The following is a 26,978-nucleotide window of genomic DNA, read 5'->3' on the forward strand; positions in this document are numbered from 1 at the left end:
ACCATATATTTAAAAGGGGAGTCAGAATGAAAAAATTATTGTTTGTATGTACTCACAACGCCTGCCGCAGTGTGCTGGCAGAAGTGACCGCGAATCGCTTGGGCGCAGGCCGGTTAGGGGCGGCCAGTGCGGGCAGTCAGCCGGCAGGGCGTATTCACCCACTGACCCTTGAATATTTACAGGGCAAGGGCGTCAGCACCGAGGGTTTAAAAAGCCAGAGCTGGGATGACTTTGCCGATTACGAGCCCGACTTGGTGATTACCGTGTGCGACAGTGCAGCGGGTGAGGCTTGCCCTCTGTGGATGGGTGATGCGGCTAAAGCTCACTGGGGTTTGCCCGATCCGTCTCGTGCGGCAGAGCCCGCCAGCGCGTTTGATGCGGTGGTGGATGTGCTGGAGCGCCGGGTGGCGGCCTTGTTAAAGGCACCTTTGGAAGAGTTAACTCCCGCTGAGTTAACAAGCCTGGCAAATCAGGTGGGCGAACAGGAGGTCTATCGTGACTGACTTGCCCAATATTCAAAGCGAGGCTTTGCGGGCAATTGATAAAGAGGCCTTGGCCGCCTCGGGTGCCCGCCCTCCTAAAATATTACTCCTGTATGGTTCGTTACGGCCGCGCTCGTTCAGTCGGTTAGTGGTTGAAGAGTCAGAGCGCTTACTGCGGGAGTTTGGTGCTGAAACGCGAATTTTTAACCCGGCAGGGCTGCCCTTGCCGGACAGCGAAGAGGCCGACCACCCCAAGGTGGCCGAGCTGCGCGAGCTGGCCATGTGGTGCGATGGCATGGTGTGGTGTTCACCCGAGCGCCATGGCGCCATGACCGGAATTATGAAAGCACAGATCGACTGGATTCCTTTAAGTGTGGGAGCGGTGCGCCCAACCCAGGGTAAAACCTTGGCGGTGATGCAAGTGTGCGGCGGCTCGCAGTCGTTTAATGTGGTGAATCAGTTGCGGGTACTTGGCCGTTGGATGCGTATGCTGACCATTCCCAATCAGTCGTCGGTGGCCAAGGCGTTTTTAGAGTTCGACGACAACGACCGCATGAAGCCCTCCAGTTACTACAACCGCATTGTCGATGTGATGGAAGAGCTGATGAAATTTACTTTGCTGGTGCAAGGCCGCGAAGACTATTTGGTGGACCGATACTCCGAGCGAGTGGAGTCTGCCGCTGAACTTTCCAAGCGCGTGAATCAAAAGGAGATTTAAGCATGGGTGTTTTTGAACGCTATTTGTCCCTTTGGGTGGCTGCGGGCATCGCCGGTGGTGTGGCGCTTGGCAGTTTATTTCCGGGCTTTTTTGCGGCGGTGGCGTCGCTAGAGTGGGCGCGGGTTAATTTGCCTGTAGCAGTGCTGATTTGGCTGATGATTTTTCCGATGATGGTGCAGGTGGACTTTGCCTCGGTGAAAGATGTGGGCAAAGACCCTAAAGGGCTACTTCTGACGCTCGCTATCAACTGGCTGATTAAACCGTTCACCATGGCCGCCATTGGCGTGCTGTTTTTTCACTATATTTTCGCAGGTTTGGTTGAGCCTGAAACCGCGCAGGAATACATCGCCGGGATGATTTTACTGGGGGTGGCCCCCTGCACGGCGATGGTGTTTATCTGGAGTCATTTAACCCGTGGCGATGCCACTTACACCTTGGTTCAGGTGTCGGTTAACGATTTAATTATGGTGGTGGCTTTTGCCCCTATTGCGGCTTTGTTGCTGGGGGTTACGGATATCGCTGTGCCCTGGCAGACATTGATGCTGTCTGTACTGCTGTACGTTGTCTTGCCTTTGGCCGCCGGTATGCTCGCGCGTCACCTGCTACTGAAAAAAGGCAGTGGGGCCTTAGAGGGGTTTTTACAGCGCTGTAAGCCGTTATCTATTTTGGGGCTGTTGGCAACCGTTGTTCTGTTGTTTGCGTTGCAAGCCGAGCGAATTCTGGCTGAACCTTTAGCGATTGTGTTGATTGCGATACCGCTGTTGATTCAAACCTATGGCATTTTCGCCCTGGCTTATTGGGCGGCGCATAAGCTCAAGTTGCGTCACGAGGTGGCGGCCCCCGCTTGTATGATTGCCACCTCAAACTTTTTTGAGCTGGCGGTGGCTGTTGCCATCTCGTTGTTTGGGTTGCACTCGGGTGCGGCCTTGGCGACGGTGGTGGGGGTGTTGGTCGAGGTACCGGTTATGTTGTCGCTGGTGGCCTTTGCGAACCGCACCCGAGGCTGGTTTGCGCAGCCCTGATTTGTACAATTTTTAACATGTGGCCACAAGGAGTTAGTGGTCACATACTCGCCCCGCCTTATCGTTTGCTATAAAAAAACCCCCTCTTAGTTGCTGAAACAAAACCTTCATATTTCTGTCACGCGACCTTCATAAATCTCATCAACCATAAGCGCCACATGAGCACACGGCTCGAATGAGGCGCGTTAGATCGCAAGAGCCTTTTCAGTCAGCCATGGACTGAGCACACCGTGCTACTGATTACTCACTGCAGGCAATATTGCCTGCAAAGCAATTTGACAAACTATCCACTTGGGGAGAGTTGGAATTTATGAATATCAAGACCCTGGTAAGCGTAAACGTATTGGCCGCTGTTTTGGTTGGCTGTGGTGGCGGTGACATCGAGCTGAATCCGTCAAACACTGTGATTGACTCAAACAACACCACCAACAACACCACCAACAACAACGACAACACCGGCGGTGGTAGCGGTGATGAAAACCCATGTGCGACTTACGAGCAAAATGGTCAAACTCGTCAAGGTAACTTCGCCGATGGCAACTGTACTTACGGCGCTTCTTTCGTAAGTGATACCAACCCCCTTACTGTTGACCTGAACATCCCAGCGCTGGATGGCGGTTTACACATTTTCGAAAACAGCCTGTGGGTAGGTGAAGACGTAGACGCCAGCCAGGCTGCTAACGGCACTTCTATTCCGCAAGAAGGTGACGGCCCGTCACTGAGCATTGAAGCCGGTGCACAAATCGCTTTCTCTTCTTCTAACGATTACGTTCGTATCGCTCGCGGCTCTTCAATCATTGCCGAAGGTACTGCCGATGCGCCGATCGTTTTCTCTGCGGTACAAGACCTGCGCGACAATGCAGCCGACGAATCTGATCGTGGCCTGTGGGGCGGTGTACAGATTAACGGTAATGGTATTACCAACAAGTGTACTGATGAGCAGCGCGAAGCAACTGCTAACAATGTTCACAACTGTCACATTACTGCCGAAGGTCGCCCAGCCACTTACGGTGGTAACAACAACGGCGAGAGCAGCGGTATCCTGCGTTACGTTGTTATCAAGCACGCTGGTTTTGAAGTGGTTGATGGTTCTGAGCTGAACGGCCTGACCCTGAACGCAGTGGGTTCTGGCACCGAGATTGAGTACGTACAAACTTACACCACTCAGGACGATGGTTTTGAAATGTTCGGTGGTGCGGTTGATCTGAAAAACGTTGTTGCGGTTAACGTGGGCGACGACTCTATCGACTTCTCTGAAGGCTGGGTAGGTAACATTCAGTACGCTCTGGTTACTCACACTTCTGGTGCCAACCGCTGCATCGAAGCGGACAACACTGGTGGCGGCCGTGCCGATGATCTGGAGCCTTTCACCAAAGGTCGTATCTCTAACATGACCTGTATCACCTCAAACGTAGGTGAAAACGAAGGTGAGAACCCAAGCTCTAAAGGTAGCTCTGAAGGTGTGTTGTACCGCGAAGGTGCGCACTTCGAGATGTATAACTCTATCGTGACTTCAAACGCTTCTGGCATGGCTTCTAACGAATGTTTTGAGCTGGACGATTCTGAAGGCCCACAAACTATCTTTGCTGCTACCGGTGGCTGGTCTGTTGCCAAGAGCAACGTAATCGCCTGTACCGAAGCGACCAAAGCTGGTGTTGATCCTGCCAACGGCGACTTCGACATTAACGCCTGGTTGACCTCTGGTGAGAACACCAACAACGTCATTATCGATGAAAACGTAACCGGTGGCCTGCCTGCGGTTGTTATCGAAGGCCTGGACAGCAACCCACGCGCTTACATCACTGCCGCCAGCATGACTGACGGTAACGGTGGTGCCATCAACGTTGATGTTTACGATGTGACTATGCTGGAAAACACTTTCGAAGCGGGCGCTGCTCCTGCGGTTGGTTCTGCCGGTACCAGCAACTTCTTCGACGCGGTTGACTTTATCGGTGCGGTTAGCGCTGACAACGACTGGGTTGCCGGTTGGACTGTAGGCCTGGATAACTAATCCACCTGCGCCAGCTGTATTGCAAGGCGCCTTCCGGGGCGCCTTTTGCGATAAACCCCCGGGCTTTTTAAGCCCTCACACCACCCGGCAAAACGAAAAACGTCTGCGGGGTGGGTCACACCCAGACCGTTTGGAAAACCGCCTCTAAAAGGTTTTTAAAATGCGCACAATTACGACCAAACGAAGCCAGATCAGTCTGGCGATTATCGCGGCCTCCGCCGCTTTGCTGAGCAGCCAGGGCGCTGTGGCACAAAGTGACGATGAAGATAACGGGTTGAATGCACAGCCCGCGATTCAGGCGCCGGTAATTGAAGAGGTATTAACCATCGGCCGCCTGCAGAGCGCGTCCGATTCTATTATTGATGAGCGTATTGAGCAGCCCTTCTCGGCCGACGTCCTTGGTTTTGATCAAATCTCGCGTGCCGGCGATGCCGATATTGCCTCGGCTCTTGGTCGAGTAACAGGCTTGACCGTGGTTGACGATCAATACGTTTACGTTCGCTCATTGGGTGAACGCTACTCCAGCGTTAATTTAAATGGCGCTTCAGTTCCTTCACCGGAATTGACTCGTAATGTTCTGCCGCTGGATTTATTTCCATCGACTATTGTGAAAACGTTGAAAGTGCAAAAAGCATTTTCACCGGATCTGCCCGCAACTTTCGGTGGCGGTAACGTTAATATCCGCACCAAGGGTATGCCCGACGATGTTGTGTTTGATGTGTCTATCGGCACGGGTTGGAATACCGTTAACAACGACGACGGCATTTTTTATTCTGGCGGCGATGTAGATAATGGCGTTCCTGCAGAGTTAAGTCGTGCCATCACCCTGTACCAGGGCAATATCACCACCAATGAAATTGCTCAGACCATGGTCGGACAGGGGCAGTCGGTTTCCTCTGAAGTTCGTGCTCAGGCGCAACAGATCAACCGCGATTTAATGCTGAGTCTGGACCGGGATGTAGAAATTACGCCGCAGTCGCTGGACCCAGACTACGGCGGTAAGTTATCGCTGGGTAATTCCTGGAACGTGAGTGATGACTGGCGCATCGGCGCGCTGGCAAACTTGTCTTACGATCACCAGTGGCGCAACAAAAACCAGTCCAAAAAAGGGATTGGTAATCCTGATGAAGTGAACTCTGAGGTTCAGCGCACGGCGGAAGAAACCCGCACGTTGGCGGCCCTTAGTGCCGGTTTCAGTTTTCAGGAAATGCACACCATCGAAGCCAGTGGCTTTTACATCACTGACATTGAAGATCGCGCCTCTATTTCCAGCGGCTATGATGCAAACAACCGTCAGTCTGATGGTTCGCAGGTGTTGGATTATCAAACTCGCTACGAAGAACGTCGTTTGACCATTGGTCAGGTAACGGGTGATCACAATTTCGAGTTTGATCTGACTGATGCCATCGATGAGTTAGGCGTAGATTGGTACTACTCTGATTCACGGGCAGAAACCGCTATTCCTAACGAAGTGAATATTAAGGCTTCTAATCTGATTGACCCTCAAACCAGTGAGGTGTTGGAGACGCGTCTGCAGTCCACCACCAACATGGCGAGTTTTGGTTTTCTGCAGTTGGAAGATAATGTCACCAGTTATGGGTATGACGTAGAGTTGCCGATTAATTTTGGCGATACGCTGTTAACTCTGTCGGGTGGCTACGACTACAGCGACAAAACCCGTGCTTATTATGGTTACACGGCAGCAATAAATGCCCCTGGGGTGAGCAACGACGCTTTAAGCGGTACGCCCGGGCATGTCTTGGGTGATGAAAACCTGGGCAATCTGGATTACAACTTTGATCTCACTATGGATCCTGGGTTGGGCAAGGAAAGTTACATTGCTGCACAGAAAACCGATGCCGCCTACGGTATGTTTGATTTAAACATCGACTATGTTTGGCGTTTAACCGGTGGTGTTCGCTACGAAGATTTTCGTCAGGCTGTGTTGCCAGTGGACTTACTGGATTACACCGGCGAGTCTATTGTTGATCTGAACGAAGACTTGGTAGAAAACCCGGAAAACTACGTTGTTAAAGACGACGGCTGGTATCCCTCTTTAGCATTGACCTTTATGGATCAGGGCTTTATGGGTGCCGACGACTTCCAGGTGCGAGCGTCGCTGGCGCAGACTGTCGTGCGTCCCGATTTGCGGGAAGTTTCCGATGTGCAGTATTTGGACCCGGAGCTGGACGTGCGCGTTGTGGGTAACCCCAACTTGCAGTTCTCGGAGCTGGACCATTTCGATCTGCGTACCGAATGGTTTTACCCTGGCGGCGATAACTTCACTGTGTCTTTTTTCTATAAAGATATCACCAACCCAATCGAGCAGGCGCGCCAGCCCGGTTCGGATGACGATATTTTGCTGACTTACTACAACGCTGTATCGGGTGAGATTTACGGTTTGGAGTTTGAAGGCTTAAAAGACATAGGCGCGGGTTTCTTTGTTTCCGGTAACCTGACATTGAGTGATTCCGAAATCGTTTCCCCGGAAGGGCAGGGCTTTACCAATACGGTGCGCCGTATGACCGGTCAGTCTGAGTATGTGATGAACGCTCAGCTGGGTTTCGACTCCGAAGACGGTATGCACACGGCATCGCTGCTGTACAACGTATTTGGCGATCGGGTGTATTACGCGGCTGTATTGGATGGTCATGACGATGCTTACGAGCAGCCTTACCACTCGCTGGACTTGGTGTACACCTTCTATCCTACGGACACGTTGAGCATGAAGTTTAAGCTCAGCAATCTGTTGGACCAGGATCGAGAGTTCGAGCAAGTGAACTCTGGCGGCGAGAGTGTAACGATTTTGACACAGGAGCAAGGCACAGGCATCGGGCTGGACTTTAAATACTCGTTCTAAAGCCTGGAATGTGCCGGAAGGCAAGACAATAACGCAATGGATTGTGACAAAGCCGCTGCTGGTCAGCGGCTTTTTTATGTCCAATCAACAGGAAAACCGCCAGTATTTTTAGATTCTTTTGTTATAGCTTGCAGTGAGTTGTTTATAAAACGAGCAAGTTAGGGCCTGTATAGGCCTTTAAATGTGGAAAAAATCGACTTTTTGGAGGAAAAATTAGAAAAAAGACAATTCTGTAATAATAAATTAACAATCGTATGATTTTGCCGGTGATATTCTGTTATCAACGGCGCACATTGAGACGTTGCTTGCAAAACCTCAGTTGCGCTACTTGATACCGGGGATAACCCCCACTCTTAATAGAGGATTAGAGCATGAAATCACTTCTAACCAATAAAGTGCTCGGTTCACTGGCGATTTTGGCAGTCGTTCTGCCCTTTTCAAGCAGTGCCAGCTCCATGTATCAACCCGCTACCTTTGGTGGTGCGGTAGACCAAGTTAGCCAAAAAGTGACCATTCCACAGTCCATGGCCACCGACAATAGAACTATAGCCGTTTATTGCCAGGCTGACATTGCCGCCAGTGGTGTGGCCGGTAATGTAACCTGTTTTGATAAAGCCGCCTACAATGATTTGCAGGGTCAAACCCAGCGCGCGCTGGACGGTTTGAGTTTTACCCCTGCTCTGGTGGATGGCGAAGCCGTACCGGTGCGCATGGCTTTCCGCGTTGTTTATTCACGTAACGACAGCCAGCCCAACGTGGTGATGCTGCCTAACCTGGGTACCTTGCAGCGTGAATATGGTGTGGACTACATTGCCCCGCAAGAGCGCCTGGACCAAGGTGATTGGTATTCAGCCTATAGCTCCAGCGGTGAAGGTCAGCCATTCTTTGATGATGCTCGCCTGGCCCGCGTAGTGGCAGACGTAAATGCCGATGGCAATGTGAAATCAGTACGTACCGTCGAAGCCGCCGGCCGCGCCCGCCGCGATGCCAAAACCATTGAAACCGCGCTGAAGAAGTCTCGTTTTATTCCAGGCTTTGTCGGCAGCGAAGCGGTAGATATGCACACCATTGCGGTCATCAACTACCCAGGATCCGAATAAACCCCTGTCAAGGTTTGGCTCCTAGCTTAAAGGCCGCCCACTTGGGCGGCCTTTTTTACTTTCCGTATTTCTATTAACAAATTAGTGATATGCAGGGTGGTTATAACCCTAGCAGAATTTACTATTTTTCCCCGCTTCTAACTTCCGGTATCCTCGCCGCCTTATCGTCTGTAATTGGGTCTGAAGAAAATGGAATGGCAGGGTTTACTCTCACTGGGGTTAGCGGTTGGCGCCTTGGCTACGCTGATATTTACCCGGATTGCAGCGCATCTGGTGATGATGGGTGTGCTGGTCATTCTCAGTGTCACGGGGGTGTTAACCTCGGGCGAAGCCTTTGCCGGGTTTAGCAATCATGGGGTATTGACGGTGGCGGCCATGTTTGTGGTGGCTGCGGGTATTCATGGCTCCGGCGGTGTGGATTTATTGGTCACCCATGTGCTCGGTAACCCTAAAACCGTGCGCGCCGCGCAGATGCGTATCGGTCTGCCGGTGGCGTTTCTCAGTGCCTTTTTGAACAACACCCCGGTGGTAGCCACTATGATTCCGGCGGTGCGCGCCTGGGCGAAGCGTATTGATGTGCCTGCCTCTAAGCTGATGATTCCTCTTAGTTACTCCGCCATTTTGGGCGGCACACTGACGCTGATTGGTACCAGTACCAATCTGGTGGTCAATGGTCAGTATCAAGAGTTAACGGGGCACAGCGGTTTTTCTCTGTTTTCGATTACGTTGGTCGGCTTGCCGGTGGTGATTGTCGGCATGTTGTTTATGTACTTTGTGTTTCCCAAAAGTCTGCCCGATCGGCGTGAAAAAGGCCTGTTTGGAAACCTGCGCGAATTCACTCTTGAGGTGGCGGTGGCCTCGGATGGACCACTGGTAGGCCGAACCGTTGAAGAGGCCGGACTGCGTAATCTAAAGCGTATTTATCTGGTAGAAATTGAAAGGCAGGGTGCGATTGTGCCCGCGGTAAGCTCCGAAGAGGCCTTACAGGCGGGGGACCGTCTGGTGTTCGCCGGTAATACCGAGGCCATTTCAGACCTATTGCGTATCAAAGGTATTGTGCCTTCAACCGATGGCGAACCCACCCTTGCCAGTGAGCGCCGTGAACGCCGCCTGGTAGAGGCGGTGATCTCGCCTCACAGCCACTGTATTAACCAGACGGTGCGCGATTCGCAATTTCGCGAGCGCTATGGCGCGGCGGTTTTGGCGGTGGCGCGCAACGGTGAGCGAGTGCAGGGTAATTTGAGCACGATCAAGCTCAAGCCCGGCGATACATTATTGTTAGAGGCTCGCCCGGCGTTTGTGAGTCGGCAGAAATACAACAAGGATTTTTTACTGGTCAGTGATCTGGGAACCGAGCCTCCGCGTCACCAGCGAGCGCTGTTGTCCTGGTTGATTTTGCTGGCGATCGTACTGACGGCCGCCTTTGGTGTGTTGTCCATGTTAAATGCCGCGTTGCTGGGTGCTGCGGCTATGATGATCACCGGTTGCTGCTCGGCGCAGCAGGCGCAAAAAAGTTTGGACCCAACGGTGCTGTTAACCATTGCCGCGTCTTTTGCGCTGGGTAATGCCATGTACAAAACCGGTGTAGCGCAATGGTTGGCGGAGGGGCTTTTGACCATCGGCTTGGGACACCCGCTGCTGATTTTATTTTTAACCTATGTCGCTGTGTGGTTGCTGACCGAGTCGATTACCAATAACGCCGCCGCCATTTTGATGGTACCGGTGGTGCTGGAAATGACCCAGAAAGCCAGCCTGAACCCCGAGCCTTTTATGTTGGTGGTGATGATGGCGGCCTCGGCAAGTTTTACGACGCCCTTGGGCTATCAAACCAACCTGATGGTGTATGGGCCTGGCGGCTATCGCTTTACTGATTTTGTGAAGGCGGGGCTGCCCATGAGTATTTTAACCGGGGCGACAACGGTGGTTGTATTGGCCATTGGGTGGCCGTTGACGTTGTAAGTGAATTTCGGGCGAATAAATAAGGTGGGAAATCCCGGTTAGGGTAGCCCACCTTCTATCGGTTTTTATTTACGCATCTATCGAGTCGTAAACCACTACCCGCTCCCATAAATGGCTGCAGTCCTCGACAAATTTCTTATGAATAGGGTGTACTTGATAAGCATCCTGGCCTTCAACATTTTCAAACATCAGTAATTCCGATACCTGAAAGGAGTTGTCCACGACCTCCCGTTTTTCGGTAGAGGCGGGTACACCGATGCTGATGTATTTAACGCTCGGGATATCTGCCAGAGTTCGAAGGCCTGCGATCAAAGCGTCGCGGTCTGCGGTAGAGTTCGGGTTTTTTAGCCAAAAATACACATTATGTTTCAAAGCTGGCGACTCGGAGTTATTACCGTGAGCAAGGGCAGAACCCGTTGCGGCTGTCGCCCCAAGGGCTGCTGCACCGCCTAATACTTGGCGGCGGGTTATTTTAGACATAAAGGCTCTCCTTATGATTGTTAAATGTTAAGGGATGAGTCGTGGTGTAGTTTACTATTGTTTGCAGGGGAAATGACAGCGCAATCATGCGTTGGTCAAGCTGGATGGTGGGCCTGTTTTATGTCGCTATGCATGCGCACAAATAAACTGGTTTTTTGATCTGGGCGCTGTGGTATATTTCTGTGAAACAGTATTTTGCAAGGAAGTACGCATGGTGGTATCGCGGTTTTTATTTTTTGGTTTTCTCCTCTTCGGGATACAACTTACGCTGGCGCAAACGCCTGAAGGCCAACCGGCTGAAGACCATGTTAATGCTCTGGCTGAAGCCGAATATGAGGATGTAGAAATCTGGGGGGCGCACTTACTCACGCTTCGCAGTCAGTACCGACATTTAACGCCTAAAGTCCGCGCCAATAATATTCTCGAAAAACTTCACTCTATCCCTGTTGCCCCAGATTACCGGTTTGATTACAGCCCTGTGGTGGAGGGTGAATATAAAGGTGCATGGATTCTGGTTAATGACCTTCGGATTATTGGTTTACTGGACGAAGACGCTCCTCCGAATATGACCCTGGAGCAATACGGGGCTTCAATCATTGAGCGATTAAGCGCGTGGCTTGAACGGCGTGATGCACAGCAAAGGCCCAAAGTTTTTTTGTTTGGCCTTCTGCATTCAGCTCTTGCAACAGTGATATTCGGGGTGATGATATTCGGTATCGTTCGCGGGCGAGAAAAGGTGCTCTTGTGGTTAGAGAATGCTAATAACCCGAAGCAGGGCGTTAGCATTCTGCAGTTTGGCAACTTGTACTTAATGCCTTATCTGATGATGTTGCTCTCAGGTATTGTGCGCTTATTAATGCTCTTGATGATAGGTTTGCTTTGCTATTTATGGCTTGCCTATGTCATGCGGCAATTTCCTTACACCATTGGCTATGGTCAGCGGCTCACCGACTATATTGTGCGCTTGGTTGCCGATATTGGTCTGGGCATCCTTCACTCTATTCCCGACTTAATCATGGTGGCCATTATTTTCTGGTTGGCCAAAGTCGTGAGCGGAATTGTTCACAATATCTTTTCGCGTATCGAGAAAGGACGCTTGCGCTCCCATTTATTCGATGCCGAAACCGCTAAGGCTACTCGTCGCGTTATTGTGGTTCTGGTGTGGCTGTTTTCCGTGGTGGTAGCTTACCCATACATCCCCGGCTCTGATACGGAAGCGTTTAAGGGGGTCAGTGTATTTTTGGGTTTGATTGTATCTCTGGGGTCGGCGGGAATAGTGAGTCAACTGCTAGGGGGGCTGATTGTTGTCTACAGTCGCGCCTTTCAGCCCGGAGAGTACGTCCGCATAGGGGAGTATGAAGGCACGGTGACGGCGGTCGGTGTGCTTTCAACGAAGGTAAAAACCGTAAAAAAAGAGGAAATTACCATCCCCAATGCGGTGCTTCTTAATGCCACTAGTACGAACTACACTCGCCTGAGCAAGCCTGATGGCGTGATCGTCTCAACCAGTGTCACTATCGGCTATGACACGCCCTGGCCCCAGGTTCACCACTTATTGTTGAGTGCTGCCGAAAAAACCACGGGGGTTCGTGAAGCGCCTGAGCCTCAGGTACGACAAACGGCTCTGAGTGACTGGTATGTGGAATATCGTTTGCTGGTGCACATCGATGAGCCTGAGCTAAAAGTCGCGGTTCTGTCGGAGTTACACCAGAACATTCAGGATGCCTTTGCCGAGGCGGATTTACAAATCATGTCGCCCCATTTTATGGCTCAACCTGAGAAGCCGCTGGTGCCCGCCCCATGGACACCGCCAGCGGTCAAAAAGAAACCAGAAGGTGAGTTGTAAACTTGTGATAATGATCCTTCAAGAGGTGCTGTAATTTGGCGGTATTCTGCTAACCTTAGTCCTTGTAAGTGGATGTAATTGACACAACCTGAGGACTGATAATGGATAATAAATTTACCAAAGCCGCACTGGTTACCGCCCTCGCTACAGTTAGTGGCCTTGCCCAAGCGGCTTCGTTCCAACTGTTGGAGCAAAGCCCTGCCCATATGGGTAAAGCTTTTGCCGGCACTGGTTCGGATATTACCGACGCCAGCACCGTATTTTTTAACCCCGCCGGTATGACCAAGTTAGATCGCCTGACCTTAACGGGTGGTTTGAATGTGGTGGCTACCGATGCTGAATTTCACGATCACGACTCCAGCTTTAACGGTGGCAATGGTTCCACCAAAGAAAATGGCTATATTCCCAATGCTTACTTGGTTGCGCCTTTGTCCGACAGCTTTGCCGTGGGTTTTGGTTTAAGTGCACCCTTCGGGCTTGCCAGCCGTTTTGATGATCAGTGGGCGGGGCGTTACTCCGCCACCGATAGCGAACTGGAAGTGGTCAATCTGAATGTCACCGCCGCCTGGGCTGTGAATGACATGATTTCTCTGGGCTTGGGGGTAAATTACCAGACCATTGAAGCCACACTTGAAAACCAGTTTGATTCCACGCTCGGGGTTGCGCCAGATCCAAGCACCGATAGCAGCGCAAAAATCAAAGGCGACGATGACGATTACGTTCTCGATGCCAGTATTTTGTTTACTCCCAGCGAAGGCACCAGCATTGGTTTTGTCTGGCGCGAGGGTGGTGAGTTTACTCTGGATGGCGATGCCAGCTTTGATTTGAATGCGGCCTGTAGCCCCGGTGCTGGTTACCCTCTGCCCACAGGCATTACCACCGGCACGGGATGTTTTGGTGCACTGACGGCGTTGGAAGGTGGCATTACCGCATCGGTAAAACTGCCTGATACCTACACGTTAAGCTTTAGCCAGGCGCTGTCACCCAGCTGGAAAATACACGCCGATATTGCGCAAACCGAATGGAGCAGTATTAAAAATATTGCGGTAGTCACCGATGGCGGCGCACCTGTGGACGCGTTGAATTTGCAGTATGACGACACCATGCGCTATGCGCTGGGCACCACCATTGGCCGCGACGGCCACTTGCAGTGGCGCTTTGGGGTGGCCTTGGATGAAACGCCGCAGGATAACCCCGAGTATGTCAGCCCGCGTATTCCCGATGCGGATCGCACCTGGCTTGCTGCCGGTGTGCACTGGCCTCTCGCGGAGCATATCTCCTTTGATTTCAGTTACGCACACCTGTTTGTGGATGATGCACAGCTGGAAGAAGAGGGCACCTCTGCGATCGGCGCGCCCACACGGTTGGCGGGCGAGTTTGACGCAACCGTGGATATTTTCGCGGCGCAGGTGAATTGGCGTTTTTGATCGCTAGATGCTGCGGGGGGCGAGTCCGTTTCCCGTCAGCGTCAAACCTTTTTTTCCCAAAACTCCGCCCGGCCCGCTTCTGGGGCCAGCTCGTAGCCGCTAAAGCCGAATTTTTTATAGGCTGAGGCGGCTATTTTATTTTCGCTTAATACTTCTAAAGTTAATTTGCAGCAATCGTTTTCGCGGGCAATGTTTTCGATTTCGTCGAGTAGTAGCAAGCTAATACCTCGACCGCGATAGTCAGGCAACACCGCTAAGTCATGAATATTGATGAGCGGTTTGCAGGCAAAGGTCGAAAAACCGGTAAACGCGTTGAGCAGGCCGACGGCTTGTTCGTCGTCGTACGCCAGCAACGAAATCGCCTCGTATTGCGCCAGCCGGGCGATTAAATGCTCGCGGGTAAAGGTGCTGAGGGGCTGGCCGCCACCCATAGGGTCGCGTGCGTAGGCATCTAGCAGGCTCACGATGTCGTAGCCGTGCTGTGGGTCGTGGTAGTCGGCGCGGGTTATGGTAATCACCGATGCAGCTCCGTAGGCTTTTCGATTTCTAAAATGGCATCCGTGATCGTTTCCATTTTATCGTCCAGCACGGCTGCGGCATCATACAGGCCACGATTATAAAAATACGGACCGATTTCTTCGGCGAAAAAGTCCAGTAAAAATATTGCATCAAAGCTGCCGATGGTTTGATCCAGCTCGTCGCGAAAGTACCCTTGGATTTTATTTACGATGACGTCTTTTTCTTGTTCTGAAAATTTCATTTTTGCTCCCGTTGCTTAATCGGCCCTTTGCTGCCTTGCGAAATAATCTCTGGCCGTCTCCATAATATTGGGCGCCAGCAGCAGTGCAGACACCATGGTCGGTATTGCCATGGCGGCGTACATACCGATTAAAAAATTAAAAATCATGTCTATTGAGCCAATACTCCCGACTATGACCAGCAGGCAGTAGAACCAAGCATAATGGTGCTGATGCTGGGCGCCGATCAAATAACCCAAACATTTACTGCCGTAGTACCAGAATGTAGTGATGGTGCTAAGACTGAGAAAAATCACCATAACAGTGAGCAGAATGGGGCCCCAGGCACCGTAGGTTGCGGCAAAAGCGCTGGCCGTTAACGTGACCCCATCAGCATCGCTGCCTTGCCAGACACCGGTTATTAATATAGCCAAGGCCGTGCAGGTGCAGACAATTAAGGTGTCGATTACGGGGCCTGTCATTGCGACTAGACCTTCGCGCACGGGCTCATTGGTTCGCGCCGCACCATGGGCCATAGATTCTGTGCCTATGCCTGCCTCATTAGAAAAGGCGCCACGGCTGACCCCCACCTGAATCACTTTTCCCAGGGCTCCACCGGCTACGGCTTCGCCACTAAACGCGTCGCTAAAAATAAGCGTAAAAGCGGCGGGAATTTCACTGGCGTGGCTGAGCAGTAAGCCAAGGGTCATCGCCATATAACCCAGCACCATGGCGGGAATTAGGCGTGAGGTAACTTTACCAATACGCGGTAAGTTGCCGCTGATGACGGTAAACACCAGCACGGCGGCCACCACTCCGACGCTGGCATCAAACAGTAGGTGGTTGGTTTCACTGGCGAGATTTAACGGATAGGCGACTGAGGTGCGCAGCATGGCGACCAGCTGGTTAATTTGAAACACCGGTTGCGTGCCACATAATCCGGCTAGAGCAAAAAATGCGGCGAGCCATAGCCACTTTTTACCCAGGCCTTCGCGAATGACATACATGGGGCCGCCCTGCAGTTGCCCCAGTGAGTCTTCGCCGCGGTATTTGACGGCGGCGGTGGCGGTAAAAAATTTGGTGGCGATACCGACAATGGCCGTTAACCACATCCAAAAAACGGCGCCGGGGCCACCTGCGGTAATGGCCAGGGCTACACCGGCAATATTGCCAAGACCCAAGGTGCCCGAAAGCGCGGTGGCCAGAGCTTGAAAATGGCTCAGGGTGCCCTTGTCGCTGCTGTTATCGTAGCGGCCACTGAGTATTGCAAAGCCGTGACCAAAATATCGATAGGGTAGGGCGCGGCTGTAAATGACAAAAAATAAACCACCGCCGACCAACAGAAAGATCAGTGGCAGGCCCCACATAAAGGAGACAAATTGTTGCAGTAGTTCTTCCACTCTCGTTACCGGTTAAAAATTTGGTTTAGGGTAGCATGCCGCGCTCACCCCTTCAGAGCTTGGCCGATGTGATGTTTGGCAATTTTTGCCGCACTTAGCGGCACTATTTACATTGCGGGGCGGGGGTAGCGCGTAATATAGGGGGTTGCAGTGCTGGAGCTGTTTTTGCTAGCTAACTAATTTGGTGCAATTGCAAATAAGAGTGGAACTTGTGAATAGTGAAAATATTTTAAGCAGATTGGGCAAGCGCGAGCTGAGTTTTATGGCGGTGGTGTTTGCCATACTCGCTTGCGTATGGGGGTTTGTAGAGCTGGCCGATGAGGTGGTCGAAGGCAGCACCGCCGAGTTTGACGAGACAATTTTATTGGCGATGCGCAGCGCCGGTGATGTCACAGACCCGCTTGGGCCCGGCTGGTTCGAAGAGGTCATGCGAGATCTGACGGCTTTGGGGGGCAATGTTGTCCTCACCCTGGTGACCTTGACCGTGGTGGGGTACGTACTGCTCTGCGGCTATCGCAGGCTGGCTTTTGTGGTGCTGCTGGCGTCTCTGGGTGGGCTGGGGATGAATACCCTTATGAAAAACTCCTTTGAGCGCGACAGGCCTGAACTGGTGCCCCATGGCTCACAGGTTTATACCGCGAGCTTTCCCAGCGGCCACTCCATGGTGGCCGCCAGTACCTATCTGACCCTGGCCGTGCTGATGGCGCGGGCCGAACGGCGTCGCAGAATCAAAGTTTACGGCATTATTGTCGCTATGGCGCTCACTGCACTGGTTGGTATCAGCCGGGTGTATCTGGGGGTGCATTGGCCCACGGATGTGCTGGCCGGCTGGGCCGCCGGTGCCGGTTGGGCGATGGCCTGCGGGCTGATCGCGCTATGGCTGCAGCGTCACGGTCAGGTGGAAGTCTCACCGGCTGAGAGTGGCGTCAACGAGGTGGCGCGATGACTCTGGATGGTAAGTGCAAAGCGCTGTTAATCGTCAACCCCAAAGCCCGCAATGGCGCCTCGGCACAGCTGCAAGAAGGCATGAAAACACTGCAAGAAGCGGGCATTGCCACTGAGTTGTTTGAATCGCATAGTGCCGAACAGACAAGGGAGATTATTGCCGAGCGCCATCGTGAATTAGATCTGGTGATTATCGGCGGTGGGGATGGCACCATAAGCTCGGCTGCGCAAACCCTGCACCAGTACCGCTTACCTCTGGCGGTTCTGCCCCTGGGAACGGCGAATGACTTGGCGCGCTCGCTGGGGCTGCCGGAAGACATTGAAGATGTTTTTGCCGTTATCGCCCGGCGCCAGTTGATGCCCATTGATCTGGGGTCGGTTAACGGGCGCTGTTTTTTTAATGTGGCCAATATGGGGCTGGGTGTCAAAGTGACCGAAGAGCTGACTCCCGAGGTGAAAAAGCATTGGGGCGTGCTCAGCTACCTACGCGCTTTTTTTGCAGCTCTCATGCGGGTCAAGCAGTTTAAAGTGCGTTTACAGGTCGATGGACGCCAGTACAAGCTGCGCTCTATTCAGCTGGCGGTGGGCAATGGTCGCTATTATGGTGGCGGTAACGTGGTGGATGAGCGCTCACGCATCGACGACGGCGAGTTTTCGCTCTACAGTATTAAACCGCAGAGCGTATGGGAGTTTTTAACCCTGGCTCCGCTGTTGCGCGAGGGTCGCCAGAAGCGCGCACAGAGAGTGGTGCAGTTGCGTGGCAAGGAAATGGAATTGACAACCCGCCCCAAGCGCATGGAGATACACGCTGATGGCGAGCCTATTGCCCATACCCCGGCCAAGTTTGAACTATTGCCGGGCGCTTTACAGGTGGTGGTGGACCCCAATACATTTACCGCCCATGGCGATGGGGTGGGTAAAACTGAGAACGACTAGCCGACAGGCTGTTAGCGAACGAGAGAATTAGCCCGGAGTACAGAAAAATGAGCTTTGTGCGCAATGAAACCCAAGTGGCCCTGCGCGATGTGCATGTGGCACTGTTGGAAAGTGTGGATCACTATCGCGATGCCGCAGAGTTTTCCAGTAGCCAAGTAGCGGCAGAATGTTTTAACGCTATTGCCGAGGCGCGTGAAGCACTGGCCAATGAGTATGCGGAGGCTATCCGCGCCGCCGATGATCTACCCTCGGTGCCCGACCCGGAACTGGAGGGCGGGGAGCAGTTTCTCAGTCACCTGGCCACCTTGTTTGCTGCCGATGAGTTGGAGGGGTTGGTGGAGCAGCGCCTCGATGCGGAAAACCGTCTTGAACAGCTGCTGCAGCAGTCTAAAATTGAAGCCCCCTTGCGCGAGGTGCGTGCGGATTTGTGGCAATCGTGCCGCGACAATATCGCCCGCGCTCGTCAGCAGTTAATCGAGCTGCACCCCGCCTAGCGTCGTACCTTTAAAGCGTGGTTACCAGTGCCACAGGGTGCCATCTTCCAGTCGGTTAACCGGCAGACAGGCGCGCTTGTACGGGTAGCGCGCGGCCAGAGACTCGTCAATATCCACCCCATGACCCGGCGCCTCGCCTGGGGTAAAGAAGCCGGCGTTGAATTCGTAGTGGCGAGTAAAGACCGATTCCATCAGCTCGCTGTGAGGCATATGCTCCTGAATACCAAAATTCGGCACCCAGTAGTCAAAGTGCAAGGCCGCGCCCATACACACCGGTGATAAATCGGTAGCACCGTGAAAGCCCGTGCGCACATGGTACAAGCTGGCTAAGTCTGCAATACGGCGTAAATGCGTGATACCGCCACCGTGGACAATAGTGGTGCGAATATAGTCAATCAATTGATTCTGAATCAGCTCACGGCAGTCGTGAATGCTGTTAAATACTTCGCCTACCGCTATGGGCGTTGTGGTGTGTTGGCGTATCAGTTTAAACCCTTCCTGGTTTTCGGCTGGTACCGCGTCTTCCATCCAGAACAGGTGAAAAGGCTCCAGCTCTTTACCCAGCCGAGCCGCCTCAATGGGGGTTAAGCGGTGGTGAACATCGTGCAACAGGTGAATGTCATCGCCAAATTGTTCACGCACGGCGGCAAACAGCTTGGGAGCGAAGTTCAGGTATTTTTCGGTGGACCATACCGATTCGGTAGGCAGGTCGGCGTCGGCGGGTTCATAAGCTTTACCGGCTTTGGCGACCCCGTAGGTGCTGGCGACTCCGGGGATGCCGCACTGAATACGAATGGCTTGATAGCCGGCGTCTTTTGCTTTGGCAACAGCTTCTAAGGTGGAGGGGATGTCTTTACCGTTGGCATGGGTATACACCATGATTTTGTCGCGACTGCGACCGCCCAGCAGCTGATACAGTGGCATATTGGCAAGCTTGGCTTTGATGTCCCACAGTGCGGTATCGACCCCGGCAATAGCGGTCATACCAACAGGGCCACGACGCCAATAAGCGCCGCGGTACAAAAATTGCCATATATCTTCAATTTGCTGAGGGTCGCGGCCGATAAGTGCTGGCAATACGTAATCTTCAAGGTAAGAGACGACGGCTTTTTCGCGGCCGTTGAGGGTGGCATCGCCAATGCCATACACTCCTTCATCAGTGGTGATTTTAACAGTGACGAAATTACGTCCGGGACTGCAGACGATGACTTTGGCGGCGACAATCTTCACGCGGAATAACTCCTAATGGCCAGCGGGGGCGCTACTCTTATGGTCTAAAAAACCATAAGAGTAGCGCCAATTGGTTTTAGGGGCAAGGTCTTCGAGTTTATCAAGCCAGGAGAGAAGCCTGATGTAGGTTGACGCGGTGTTTTGTTTTCTAACTGGATAATTTTCGGGCTATAAACAGAGCTGTTGTGGCCAAGATCGTTAGTGGTAGGGCCGCTGAAGGGGAAATTGCAATGAATCTGTCGCTCGAGGTCTATTATCGCTTTTATTAGTCCTGTTAGACTCTGTAGCTGCTAAGCTTAAGATCGAACTACAGGCAGCGTATTTAGGAGCTGAAATCCCCAAGGCAGGGTGATTCGGCGACGCATCGTAGGAATATAGTAAGTGTTATGGGAACTCCATTAAAAGTATTGTTTGTTGAGGACTCGGAGGTAGATGCTGAGTTAACGCTGGCTGAGCTTGAGCGGGGCGGCTTTGTGCCTTCGTCCCATCAGGTTCAAACATATTCTGAGATGTCAGAGGCTTTGGATAATGAAAGTTGGGATGTCATTATCTGTGACTACCGGATGCCCCAATTTACTGCAGAAGAAGCGCTGAACACTCTTAAAAGCAGTGGCCTGGATCTTCCATTCATTATCACTTCCGGCGCAGTGACGGCTGAAGATGTTGTCGCTTTATTAAAGCAGGGCGCGCATGACTTTATGGATAAAGGGGCCTTGGCCAGGCTGGTCCCTGCTATAGAGCGTGAGATTCGTGAAGCTAAGATTCGTCACCGTAAGAGAATTGCTGAGCAGAGGGTAAAGGTGCTTTCCCAGGCTGTTGAGCAAAGCCCTGTTTCTATTGTAATAACCGATGATAAAGGGGTAATTGAGTATGTTAACCCCCGGTTTGAACAGAGTATGGGGTATAGCAGTGAGCAGGCGATTGGAGAGCCTTTGTGGTTTACTTTTCAAGATGAACAATCGGTAAAAGCACTGAGCCGAATGTGGTCATCGGGCATTTCGGATCAAGAGTGGAGGGGCGAATTTTCCAGCAAAAGTAAATCCGGTCAATTGATCTGGGAGTATGTCAACATCTCACCTTTGAGTGAAGACGGGAAGTCGGTGAGCCACTATTTAGCCATAAAAGAAGACATTACGGTTCGCCGCAGTTATGAAGAGCAGCTGTTGCGCCAGGCGCATTATGACGACCTTACCGGGCTTGCCAATCGGGTTTTATTAATGGATCGCTTAAACTTGGCGATTGAGGCCGCCAAGAGCAACGGTGACAATGTTGCTGTGTTGGGAATTGACCTGGATCATTTTAAAAATGTGAACGACAGTCTCGGACACAGTATTGGCGACACCATGCTGAAAGAGGCGGCAGAGCGCCTGTCATGCTGCGTTCGCGGAGGCGATACTCTGGCCCGGATGGGCGGGGATGAATTTGTCGTTATTATTCCGGAGCTGAAAAGTGTACAAGATGTTCATAGAGTAGCGGAAAAGATCCTGCATCAGTTTGTTAATCCCTTTTCGATATTTGGCCGGGACTACTTTGTAACGGCGAGTGTAGGTATCGCCTTATACCCTGAAGATGGCGCGAACCCGCATCTTTTATTGCGAAATGCTGACTTGGCTATGTATAAGGCCAAAGATCACGGGCGCAATCGTTACCATTTCTTCACCGAAGATATTAATACGGCTTTGCTTGATCGACTTGAGCTAGAGGCCAACCTGCGATATGCGGTGATTCGTGATCAGTTGCACCTGCACTTTCAACCTATTGTTAATTTAACCAGCGGGAAAACCATCGGGTTTGAGGCTCTGGTTAGATGGCGCCAGCGCGATGATACGCTGCGCTTGCCCGGAGAATTTATTCCGTTGGCTGAAGAGGTGGGCATAATTCAGGAGATTGACAGCTGGGTGCTCGCTAATGCCTTGATGCAGGTGAGCAATGTTCTGCCTGAAAGCGCCCAGACCGTTCGCCTGGCATTGAATATTTCCCCTAAGCAGCTAGAAGTAAAAGGTTACGCTGAGTTTGTTCGTACAAAACTCAATGAGTACGCTGTTTCTCCAGAGCAAGTGGAGCTGGAAATTACCGAACGCGTTCTAATGGAAGACACTCCTGTCACGGCTGAGAACTTAGAGCAGCTGTGCGCAATGGGGGTTCGGCTATCCATTGATGATTTTGGTACCGGGTATTCCTCGTTGGGGTATTTGCAGAAGTACCCCTTTACCACACTCAAAATAGATCGCGGCTTTGTCTCTAATATTAAAAACAGTGAAAGTGCAAAGCGGCTTATCGAGACGATTGTGCGTTTAGCTCAAGGTTTGGGAATGGTTGTTGTTGCGGAGGGGGTAGAAACCCAAGAGGAACATGATTTTTTGCGTGAAGCAGGCTGCGATTATGCGCAAGGGTATATGCTGGGCAAGCCCGCGCCATTAACCCTGCTGAAAGGACTGTTAGAAAAAGCTCCCGCAGTGCGGGAGCAAGAATAGATTAATAGGGGAGAATAATTGGCCAGCCTAACCGCCTGGCTTTCTCCTCAAGACTCCTGCCTCCAGCAATGACATTCGGTTTTCCCACATATTCAAGCATGGGGAAGTCAGATATATCGTCACCATAGGCATAACAGTTTGATGCGCAGATCAGATGTTGAGCTAGAAACTCTTCTATCGCTAAGACCTTACCTTCTCCAATAGTCTGTGGTGGAATGATTCTTCCGGTATAGCGCCCGTTATCGGTTTCAAGCTCGATTGCTAGAACATGCTCGACGTTAAGCTCTTTGGCTATAGGTTCAAGCAGCTCTTGAAACGAGCCGGAAACAAAGACACAGGTGTGGCCTAAAGATTGGTGCTGGCGAAGTAAACTGATAACGTGTGAGTGATAAAACCTCTTGTCTTTACTTTGAAGTAGGTACCACTCGTAAGCCAAACTCTTTACTTCGTCTACAGAGCGACCAGCGAAGTGGGAGTAATATTTACGGTTTAAGGTGGCCCAGCAGGCATTGTCTTTTTTGATGCCTGCAAGGTCGTCGCGATAGCGTTGCTCAGCTAAAGGATCATGATGACGTGAATACCATAAATCCTGAAAGCTCAACATGCTTTTTACGGCAATCACAGTGTCATCAACATCGAAAAATGCTGAGCAGGGGGCCGTGTTTGAGTGAGTTAATTGGTTCATGATTTGGCTCCTGTTAGCACTGCTGTTGAAGGAGAAGAGGTTTGGTCTTCAAAGCTGATCATGTGTCGTTTTTGCATGTTTATGGCTTGACGACTTTCCTGTTTATAGATTCTTTCCTTGTTCATCGCTGCTATCTCGAACGTTAAGTTAGAGACACAGGTGTCGCACTGGATGACATCTGCCTCAATAGTAAAGCTTAGGCGTTTCGGCATCTCCACCACCTTATTGGTAATGCGGCATAAAATTTTAGCCGGTACCGGGAAAGAGAAGTTGTTGTATTTTACGGACATGTTGTTGAGGACAAATGCGTACTGTTGAGTCGCACTTTGGAGGTAGTACATTTCGGTTATGGCTACGGTAGCTTGCCTGACGGCTTCAATCAGAAGCATTCCCTGTACGTGCTGTCCACTTTGGTGGTCCTGCATCAGCTCTCCATTCTCATCGATGAGTAAATACAGCTCATAGATGTCTTCACTGATGTGTGTTGGTGTGGAGATAAGGGTGTTCTCTGGGTGGTGTTTGTGGCTCAGCTGTTTGGGGGCGCGTTGCGGTATTTTTTGCCACAGGCTAAAGTCATAAATTTCATGACGGCCTAAATCGGAGGCTAAAGTAAGAAGCTCTTGAATGCATTCGTCTCCTAAGCCTTGACCCGGTATCAGCTTGATTCTTCCGGTAGTTGGAATGAGCTGCTCCGGCAGGGTTAATAGGCTGCGAAGCTGAGAGATTGTGATGGCATCTTTGCCTTTTGCGTAGGATGAAAATTTATCGCCGACAACCAATAAAATACGTGAGTTCATAATTGATATACCTATGTATGAAGAATGAATAGTGATACATTGACAGGCTTGTTAAGGGGCCTGCCAAAGCGAACAATTTAGTCTTCAACGAATGTTGAAATACCCAAATTGTCCTAGTCAGTTATATCGGTGTGGGCGAGTTATCGCAAAAGAGAGTCCAGCTGGGGCGGGTTAATATTTAATTTACTTTATTTGGTTTTTTTCATGAGACCTTATGCTGCGTTAATGTTTCTTCGGTGGGTGCTTTTGGCTGCGTCTGCTTCATCTGTAACCGTGTATGCTGACCCGGTGGTTTTGAAGTTTATCTCCTTGGAGGTTTCCCCTTGGGGTGAGGTGGAGCAAAACACGGGAGAAATGAAAGGGGCGTTTGTTGAGATGGTTAAAGAGATCGATAAGCGAGTTGATGCTACGCTCACTATCTCTTTAACACCTTTCGCGCGAGTAGATAGAGAGTTGGAGTCAGGAGGGCACGACTGTACGATTTTAATTCCTCGTGATGAGCAAGTTGTGGTGGGCGGCGAGGTTGTGGCTTACCACGCTATCGGTTTGGTTGCAGGAAAAGAGACTAGACTACCTGATTATAATATTTTGAAAGGGCGTAGGGTGGCTCTTTTAAGAGGCTCAAGTATTACCCCAAGGTTTGATGCAGATGAGTCCTTCACAAAGGTTTATGATACGGATTATCTTATCTCTATAAGAAAGCTGGCTAGGTCTCGGGTGGACTATGTGGCTGGTGCTATTCCAACTATTCGTTATTTGGCCGAAAATAATGGCTTTGCTGACACACTAGGAGAGTCTTTAAAGTTGGCGGATGTTCCTCTGCAACTGCAATGTTCTCGCAAGTCGGAGAACCTGAATTGGCTGCCAGAGTTGAATCAAGCTCTACAGCAGATGAAAGCTGAAGGCGTCATTGACCGAATCAAATCAGAGTACTATTTCTAATGCTCACACGCTGGTTTAAAGGTGATGAAACTTCTTTGCGCCAGGCGTTTGGCTGTCGGGGTATTGGCCGTCGATTGTTAATTAGTATTATTCTGTTCAGTTCAGTTGTCACTTTACTGGCTACCGCCGTACAGCTCTTCACCGACTATCGCCGTGACATTGGAGTAATTAAAAGCCGCTTGGCAGACATTGAAAGTAGCTATATGGCGAGTATCAGTGCCAGCTTGTGGAACCTGGATGTTAGTCAACTTCGTTTGCAGCTCGATGGCATTCTTCATTTGCCAGATATTAGTGCGGTAGCGGTCCATGAAAGTGGCGCGGACCTGGATCGGCCTTTGGTCATAGAGCTGGGTGAGTTTTCATCGGTAAATGTCATTGAGAAAGAATACCCAATCGTTCGTCGATTTAACGCGACGGACAGAATTGTCGGAATATTGAAGGTGCAGGCCTCATTGAAAGATGTGTATGCGCGATTATGGGATAAGGCTGTCGTTATCCTTTTGAGTCAGGGCGTAAAAACATTTTTAGTTTCTCTGTTTATATTGTATGTCTTTCATCGGCTGGTAACTGTTCATCTGGGGCATATAGCTAGGTATCTTTCTGGGTATGATATTGCTGCGCCTGTCTCATCTCTGGCCCTTAATCGTGATTCAAAGGGTGAGGCTGATGAGCTGGATATGGTAGTCAACTCATTTAATGAGTTGACCGATAAACTGGTTGAAGCTTACGAGCACATGCGCCAAGTTAACCTGGCTCTTGCCGACGATATTGTGGCCAGGCGTAGAGCAGAACATGAGGTGAAGCGTTTAAATTCAGTGTTGGAAGATAGGGTGAAACAGCGCACTTCCGAACTGGAAGCCGCTAATGGCGAGCTTGCCAGTTTTTGTTATTCGGTGTCTCATGATTTGCGCGCGCCACTACGTCGAATCGAAGGTTTTCGACGAATTCTTGCCGAGCAAATGGAAGAAACGTGCAGTGATCAACAGCGTCACTTCTTGCGTCGAATAGAGACCGGAACTCAGGAAATGAGTGAAATGATCGACAGTTTTTTACAGCTGTCAAGAGCGACTCAAAGTGAGTTGAAGGTGATAAGTGTTAACTTGTCTGACCTGGTTAGTTTGGCTGTTGAACAGTTACAAAGTGAAGATTCAGAGCGCAATGTAGAGGTTAAAATTGAAGATGCTGTGTGGGTGGAGGCTGATTATCGCTTCGCGGCTATGTTAATTAATAATTTGATACATAACGCTTGGAAGTACACGAGTAAAAAAGAAGTTGCTAAGATTGAATTTGGTTGCCAGGGAAGTGGCAATGAGCGGGTGTTCTTCGTGCGCGATAATGGTGCCGGGTTTGATATGCGTTATGCTGGAAGATTGTTCTCGCCCTTTACACGATTGCATAAAAGCTCTGACTTTGAGGGTATAGGGGTAGGGCTGGCTACGGTTCAAAGAATAGTAGCGCGACACGGTGGCAAGGTTTGGGCTGATGCTCGTCCTAATGAAGGGGCGAGCTTTTATTTTACCTTTTGGGATAGGAATCGGGATGGCGAACAGGGATACGATACTGCTGGTGGAGGACAATCCGGATGAGGCTGAATTAGCAGAATTGGCGTTTAAACGGTTGGATACAGAGTTTAACTTGCAGACCGTTCCTAACGGGGAGGAAGCGCTGGACTATTTGTTCGCTTCTGGTCGTTATGCCAACAGGCCAGAAGAGCGCAAGCCGGGTTTAATTTTGCTGGATATTAATTTGCCACAAATAAGCGGCTTTGATGTGCTGCGTACGTTACGAGCATCGTCCAGCTACAGCCTTACGCCCATCGCTTTTTTGACTACTTCGGATGAGCGAGATGATATTGTTCAGGGGTATGAGCTAGGGGTTAATAGCTATCTGCGAAAACCCTTGGACTTTGATGGCTTTGCACAGCTTCTGCAGGCAGTGAGTAATTACTGGTTGCGCTTAAATACTCGTATTTAATTATTCTCCTCCTCTTGCAATTTTTTCAGTTGTTGTATTGCCGCTTCATGGGCGGCGAATGCTTCATTGCGGTTTTCAAATTCAAAAATGCTGCGGATTGTGCATTTGTCACCAGCGGTTTTCAGGCTGTTCATGCCGCCGCCGCAGACTTCGGCAAACCTCTGTTCGAAAATAGCTCGCGATGAAACCTCAAGGTCAGTACAGCCAGGCAAGACGGTCGCCAGATAGTATTTGTTAAAAGCATTAATGGAAATCACGTTTCGATCTAAAACCCCATACCCGCGAATATCTCCTGCATCAATGCATGCGCGACCGTTTTGACCAGTCATGCTTTGGAGTGTATTGGAAATGTTACTAGAAGCGCTGCCTGTGGAGGTGCAAGCGTTTATAAGGCTGGTGAGTGCTATACCGAAAGCGATATATAAAAAAGTTTGCTGTCTCATCATTTGTACTCGCATA

At 50.9% G+C, this 26,978-nt stretch carries 24 protein-coding genes; 16 read left to right on the forward strand and 8 right to left on the reverse strand.

Annotated features, from left to right (window positions below; genetic code table 11):
• Nucleotides 1-26 precede the first annotated feature (26 nt).
• The 7 genes from D568_RS0100755 (at nucleotide 27) to D568_RS0100785 (ending at nucleotide 10,152) form a co-directional block, all read left to right on the forward strand.
• Nucleotides 27-503, forward strand: a complete 477-nt coding sequence (locus D568_RS0100755; protein WP_020207640.1) for an arsenate reductase ArsC — start codon at nucleotides 27-29, stop codon at nucleotides 501-503.
• The gene (gene arsH / locus D568_RS0100760; protein ID WP_020207641.1) at nucleotides 496-1,200 is read left to right on the forward strand and encodes an arsenical resistance protein ArsH; all 705 of its coding nucleotides are present in this window, start codon (nucleotides 496-498) and stop codon (nucleotides 1,198-1,200) included. Before D568_RS0100755 ends, arsH begins: the two co-directional genes overlap by 8 nt.
• A 2-nt stretch (nucleotides 1,201-1,202) precedes the next feature.
• A complete protein-coding gene (gene arsB / locus D568_RS0100765) occupies nucleotides 1,203-2,222 on the forward strand; it encodes an ACR3 family arsenite efflux transporter (RefSeq protein ID WP_020207642.1) in 1,020 nt (339 codons plus the stop codon).
• A 310-nt stretch (nucleotides 2,223-2,532) separates the two neighbouring features.
• Nucleotides 2,533-4,233 carry a hypothetical protein gene (locus D568_RS0100770; RefSeq protein ID WP_020207643.1) on the forward strand — a complete coding sequence of 567 codons (1,701 nt, stop codon included), beginning with the start codon at nucleotides 2,533-2,535 and terminating at the stop codon, nucleotides 4,231-4,233.
• 160 nt (nucleotides 4,234-4,393) lie between these two features.
• Nucleotides 4,394-7,093: a TonB-dependent receptor domain-containing protein gene (locus D568_RS0100775; protein WP_020207644.1), complete on the forward strand. Its 2,700-nt coding sequence runs from the start codon at nucleotides 4,394-4,396 to the stop codon at nucleotides 7,091-7,093.
• A 371-nt stretch (nucleotides 7,094-7,464) separates the two neighbouring features.
• Nucleotides 7,465-8,193 (forward strand): energy transducer TonB, encoded by a 729-nt coding sequence (locus D568_RS0100780; protein WP_020207645.1) that lies wholly within the window; start codon nucleotides 7,465-7,467, stop codon nucleotides 8,191-8,193.
• Between the two features lie 189 nt (nucleotides 8,194-8,382).
• Nucleotides 8,383-10,152 carry an SLC13 family permease gene (locus D568_RS0100785; RefSeq protein WP_020207646.1) on the forward strand — a complete coding sequence of 590 codons (1,770 nt, stop codon included), beginning with the start codon at nucleotides 8,383-8,385 and terminating at the stop codon, nucleotides 10,150-10,152.
• 69 nt (nucleotides 10,153-10,221) lie between these two features.
• On the opposite strand, the gene D568_RS0100790 is transcribed toward D568_RS0100785, so the two are convergent.
• A complete protein-coding gene (locus tag D568_RS0100790; protein ID WP_020207647.1) occupies nucleotides 10,222-10,632 on the reverse strand; it encodes a Dabb family protein in 411 nt (136 codons plus the stop codon).
• Between the two features lie 211 nt (nucleotides 10,633-10,843).
• On the opposite strand from D568_RS0100790, the gene D568_RS18765 reads away from it, so the two are divergent.
• Together D568_RS18765 and D568_RS0100800 are read left to right on the forward strand one after the other, a co-directional pair.
• The gene (locus D568_RS18765; protein WP_020207648.1) at nucleotides 10,844-12,478 is read left to right on the forward strand and encodes a mechanosensitive ion channel family protein; all 1,635 of its coding nucleotides are present in this window, start codon (nucleotides 10,844-10,846) and stop codon (nucleotides 12,476-12,478) included.
• Between the two features lie 101 nt (nucleotides 12,479-12,579).
• Nucleotides 12,580-13,905: an OmpP1/FadL family transporter gene (locus D568_RS0100800; protein WP_020207649.1), complete on the forward strand. Its 1,326-nt coding sequence runs from the start codon at nucleotides 12,580-12,582 to the stop codon at nucleotides 13,903-13,905.
• Between the two features lie 41 nt (nucleotides 13,906-13,946).
• Here D568_RS0100800 and D568_RS0100805 read toward each other — a convergent pair whose 3' ends face one another.
• From D568_RS0100805 to D568_RS0100815, 3 genes are read right to left on the reverse strand one after another with little or no spacing between them, the layout of a single operon-like run.
• Complete coding sequence (locus tag D568_RS0100805) at nucleotides 13,947-14,423, reverse strand: GNAT family N-acetyltransferase (RefSeq protein WP_020207650.1); 477 nt, start codon at nucleotides 14,421-14,423, stop codon at nucleotides 13,947-13,949.
• Nucleotides 14,420-14,665 (reverse strand): DUF2164 domain-containing protein, encoded by a 246-nt coding sequence (locus D568_RS0100810; protein WP_020207651.1) that lies wholly within the window; start codon nucleotides 14,663-14,665, stop codon nucleotides 14,420-14,422. Before D568_RS0100810 ends, D568_RS0100805 begins: the two co-directional genes overlap by 4 nt.
• A 15-nt stretch (nucleotides 14,666-14,680) precedes the next feature.
• A complete protein-coding gene (locus D568_RS0100815) occupies nucleotides 14,681-16,009 on the reverse strand; it encodes an alanine/glycine:cation symporter family protein (RefSeq protein ID WP_051084007.1) in 1,329 nt (442 codons plus the stop codon).
• Nucleotides 16,010-16,253: 244 nt separating this feature from the next.
• Here D568_RS0100815 and D568_RS18770 point away from each other — a divergent pair, with 244 nt between their 5' ends.
• From D568_RS18770 to D568_RS0100830, 3 genes are read left to right on the forward strand one after another with little or no spacing between them, the layout of a single operon-like run.
• Nucleotides 16,254-16,988, forward strand: a complete 735-nt coding sequence (locus D568_RS18770; protein WP_020207653.1) for a phosphatase PAP2 family protein — start codon at nucleotides 16,254-16,256, stop codon at nucleotides 16,986-16,988.
• A complete protein-coding gene (locus D568_RS0100825) occupies nucleotides 16,985-17,923 on the forward strand; it encodes a lipid kinase (RefSeq protein ID WP_020207654.1) in 939 nt (312 codons plus the stop codon). Before D568_RS18770 ends, D568_RS0100825 begins: the two co-directional genes overlap by 4 nt.
• A gap of 47 nt (nucleotides 17,924-17,970) precedes the next feature.
• On the forward strand, nucleotides 17,971-18,417 hold the full coding sequence (locus tag D568_RS0100830; RefSeq protein ID WP_020207655.1) for a hypothetical protein: 447 nt from the start codon (nucleotides 17,971-17,973) through the stop codon (nucleotides 18,415-18,417).
• A gap of 21 nt (nucleotides 18,418-18,438) precedes the next feature.
• Here D568_RS0100830 and manD read toward each other — a convergent pair whose 3' ends face one another.
• Nucleotides 18,439-19,647, reverse strand: a complete 1,209-nt coding sequence (manD, locus tag D568_RS0100835) for a D-mannonate dehydratase ManD (protein WP_020207656.1) — start codon at nucleotides 19,645-19,647, stop codon at nucleotides 18,439-18,441.
• A gap of 386 nt (nucleotides 19,648-20,033) precedes the next feature.
• Here manD and D568_RS0100840 point away from each other — a divergent pair, with 386 nt between their 5' ends.
• Nucleotides 20,034-22,121 carry an EAL domain-containing protein gene (locus D568_RS0100840; protein ID WP_020207657.1) on the forward strand — a complete coding sequence of 696 codons (2,088 nt, stop codon included), beginning with the start codon at nucleotides 20,034-20,036 and terminating at the stop codon, nucleotides 22,119-22,121.
• Nucleotide 22,122: 1 nt separating this feature from the next.
• Here the strand turns inward: D568_RS0100840 and D568_RS18775 are convergent, their stop codons facing one another.
• Together D568_RS18775 and D568_RS0100850 are read right to left on the reverse strand one after the other, a co-directional pair.
• Nucleotides 22,123-22,806, reverse strand: coding sequence for an HAD family hydrolase (locus D568_RS18775; RefSeq protein ID WP_020207658.1), 684 nt, complete (start codon nucleotides 22,804-22,806; stop codon nucleotides 22,123-22,125).
• Nucleotides 22,803-23,603, reverse strand: a complete 801-nt coding sequence (locus D568_RS0100850; RefSeq protein ID WP_020207659.1) for an AfsA-related hotdog domain-containing protein — start codon at nucleotides 23,601-23,603, stop codon at nucleotides 22,803-22,805. The genes D568_RS18775 and D568_RS0100850 overlap by 4 nt, the downstream gene beginning before the upstream one ends.
• A gap of 204 nt (nucleotides 23,604-23,807) precedes the next feature.
• On the opposite strand from D568_RS0100850, the gene D568_RS0100855 reads away from it, so the two are divergent.
• From D568_RS0100855 to D568_RS0100865, 3 genes are read left to right on the forward strand one after another with little or no spacing between them, the layout of a single operon-like run.
• A complete protein-coding gene (locus D568_RS0100855) occupies nucleotides 23,808-24,545 on the forward strand; it encodes a substrate-binding periplasmic protein (protein WP_020207660.1) in 738 nt (245 codons plus the stop codon).
• Nucleotides 24,545-26,131, forward strand: coding sequence for a sensor histidine kinase (locus D568_RS0100860; protein ID WP_020207661.1), 1,587 nt, complete (start codon nucleotides 24,545-24,547; stop codon nucleotides 26,129-26,131). Before D568_RS0100855 ends, D568_RS0100860 begins: the two co-directional genes overlap by 1 nt.
• Nucleotides 26,085-26,519: a response regulator gene (locus D568_RS0100865; RefSeq protein ID WP_026286759.1), complete on the forward strand. Its 435-nt coding sequence runs from the start codon at nucleotides 26,085-26,087 to the stop codon at nucleotides 26,517-26,519. The genes D568_RS0100860 and D568_RS0100865 overlap by 47 nt, the downstream gene beginning before the upstream one ends.
• Here D568_RS0100865 and D568_RS0100870 read toward each other — a convergent pair.
• Nucleotides 26,516-26,965, reverse strand: coding sequence for a DUF6491 family protein (locus D568_RS0100870; protein ID WP_020207663.1), 450 nt, complete (start codon nucleotides 26,963-26,965; stop codon nucleotides 26,516-26,518). The two genes, D568_RS0100865 and D568_RS0100870, sit on opposite strands and share 4 nt — an antisense overlap.
• Nucleotides 26,966-26,978 lie beyond the last annotated feature (13 nt).

Origin of the sequence: Gilvimarinus chinensis DSM 19667, from assembly GCF_000377745.1 — a bacterium.
GTDB lineage: Bacteria > Pseudomonadota > Gammaproteobacteria > Pseudomonadales > Cellvibrionaceae > Gilvimarinus > Gilvimarinus chinensis.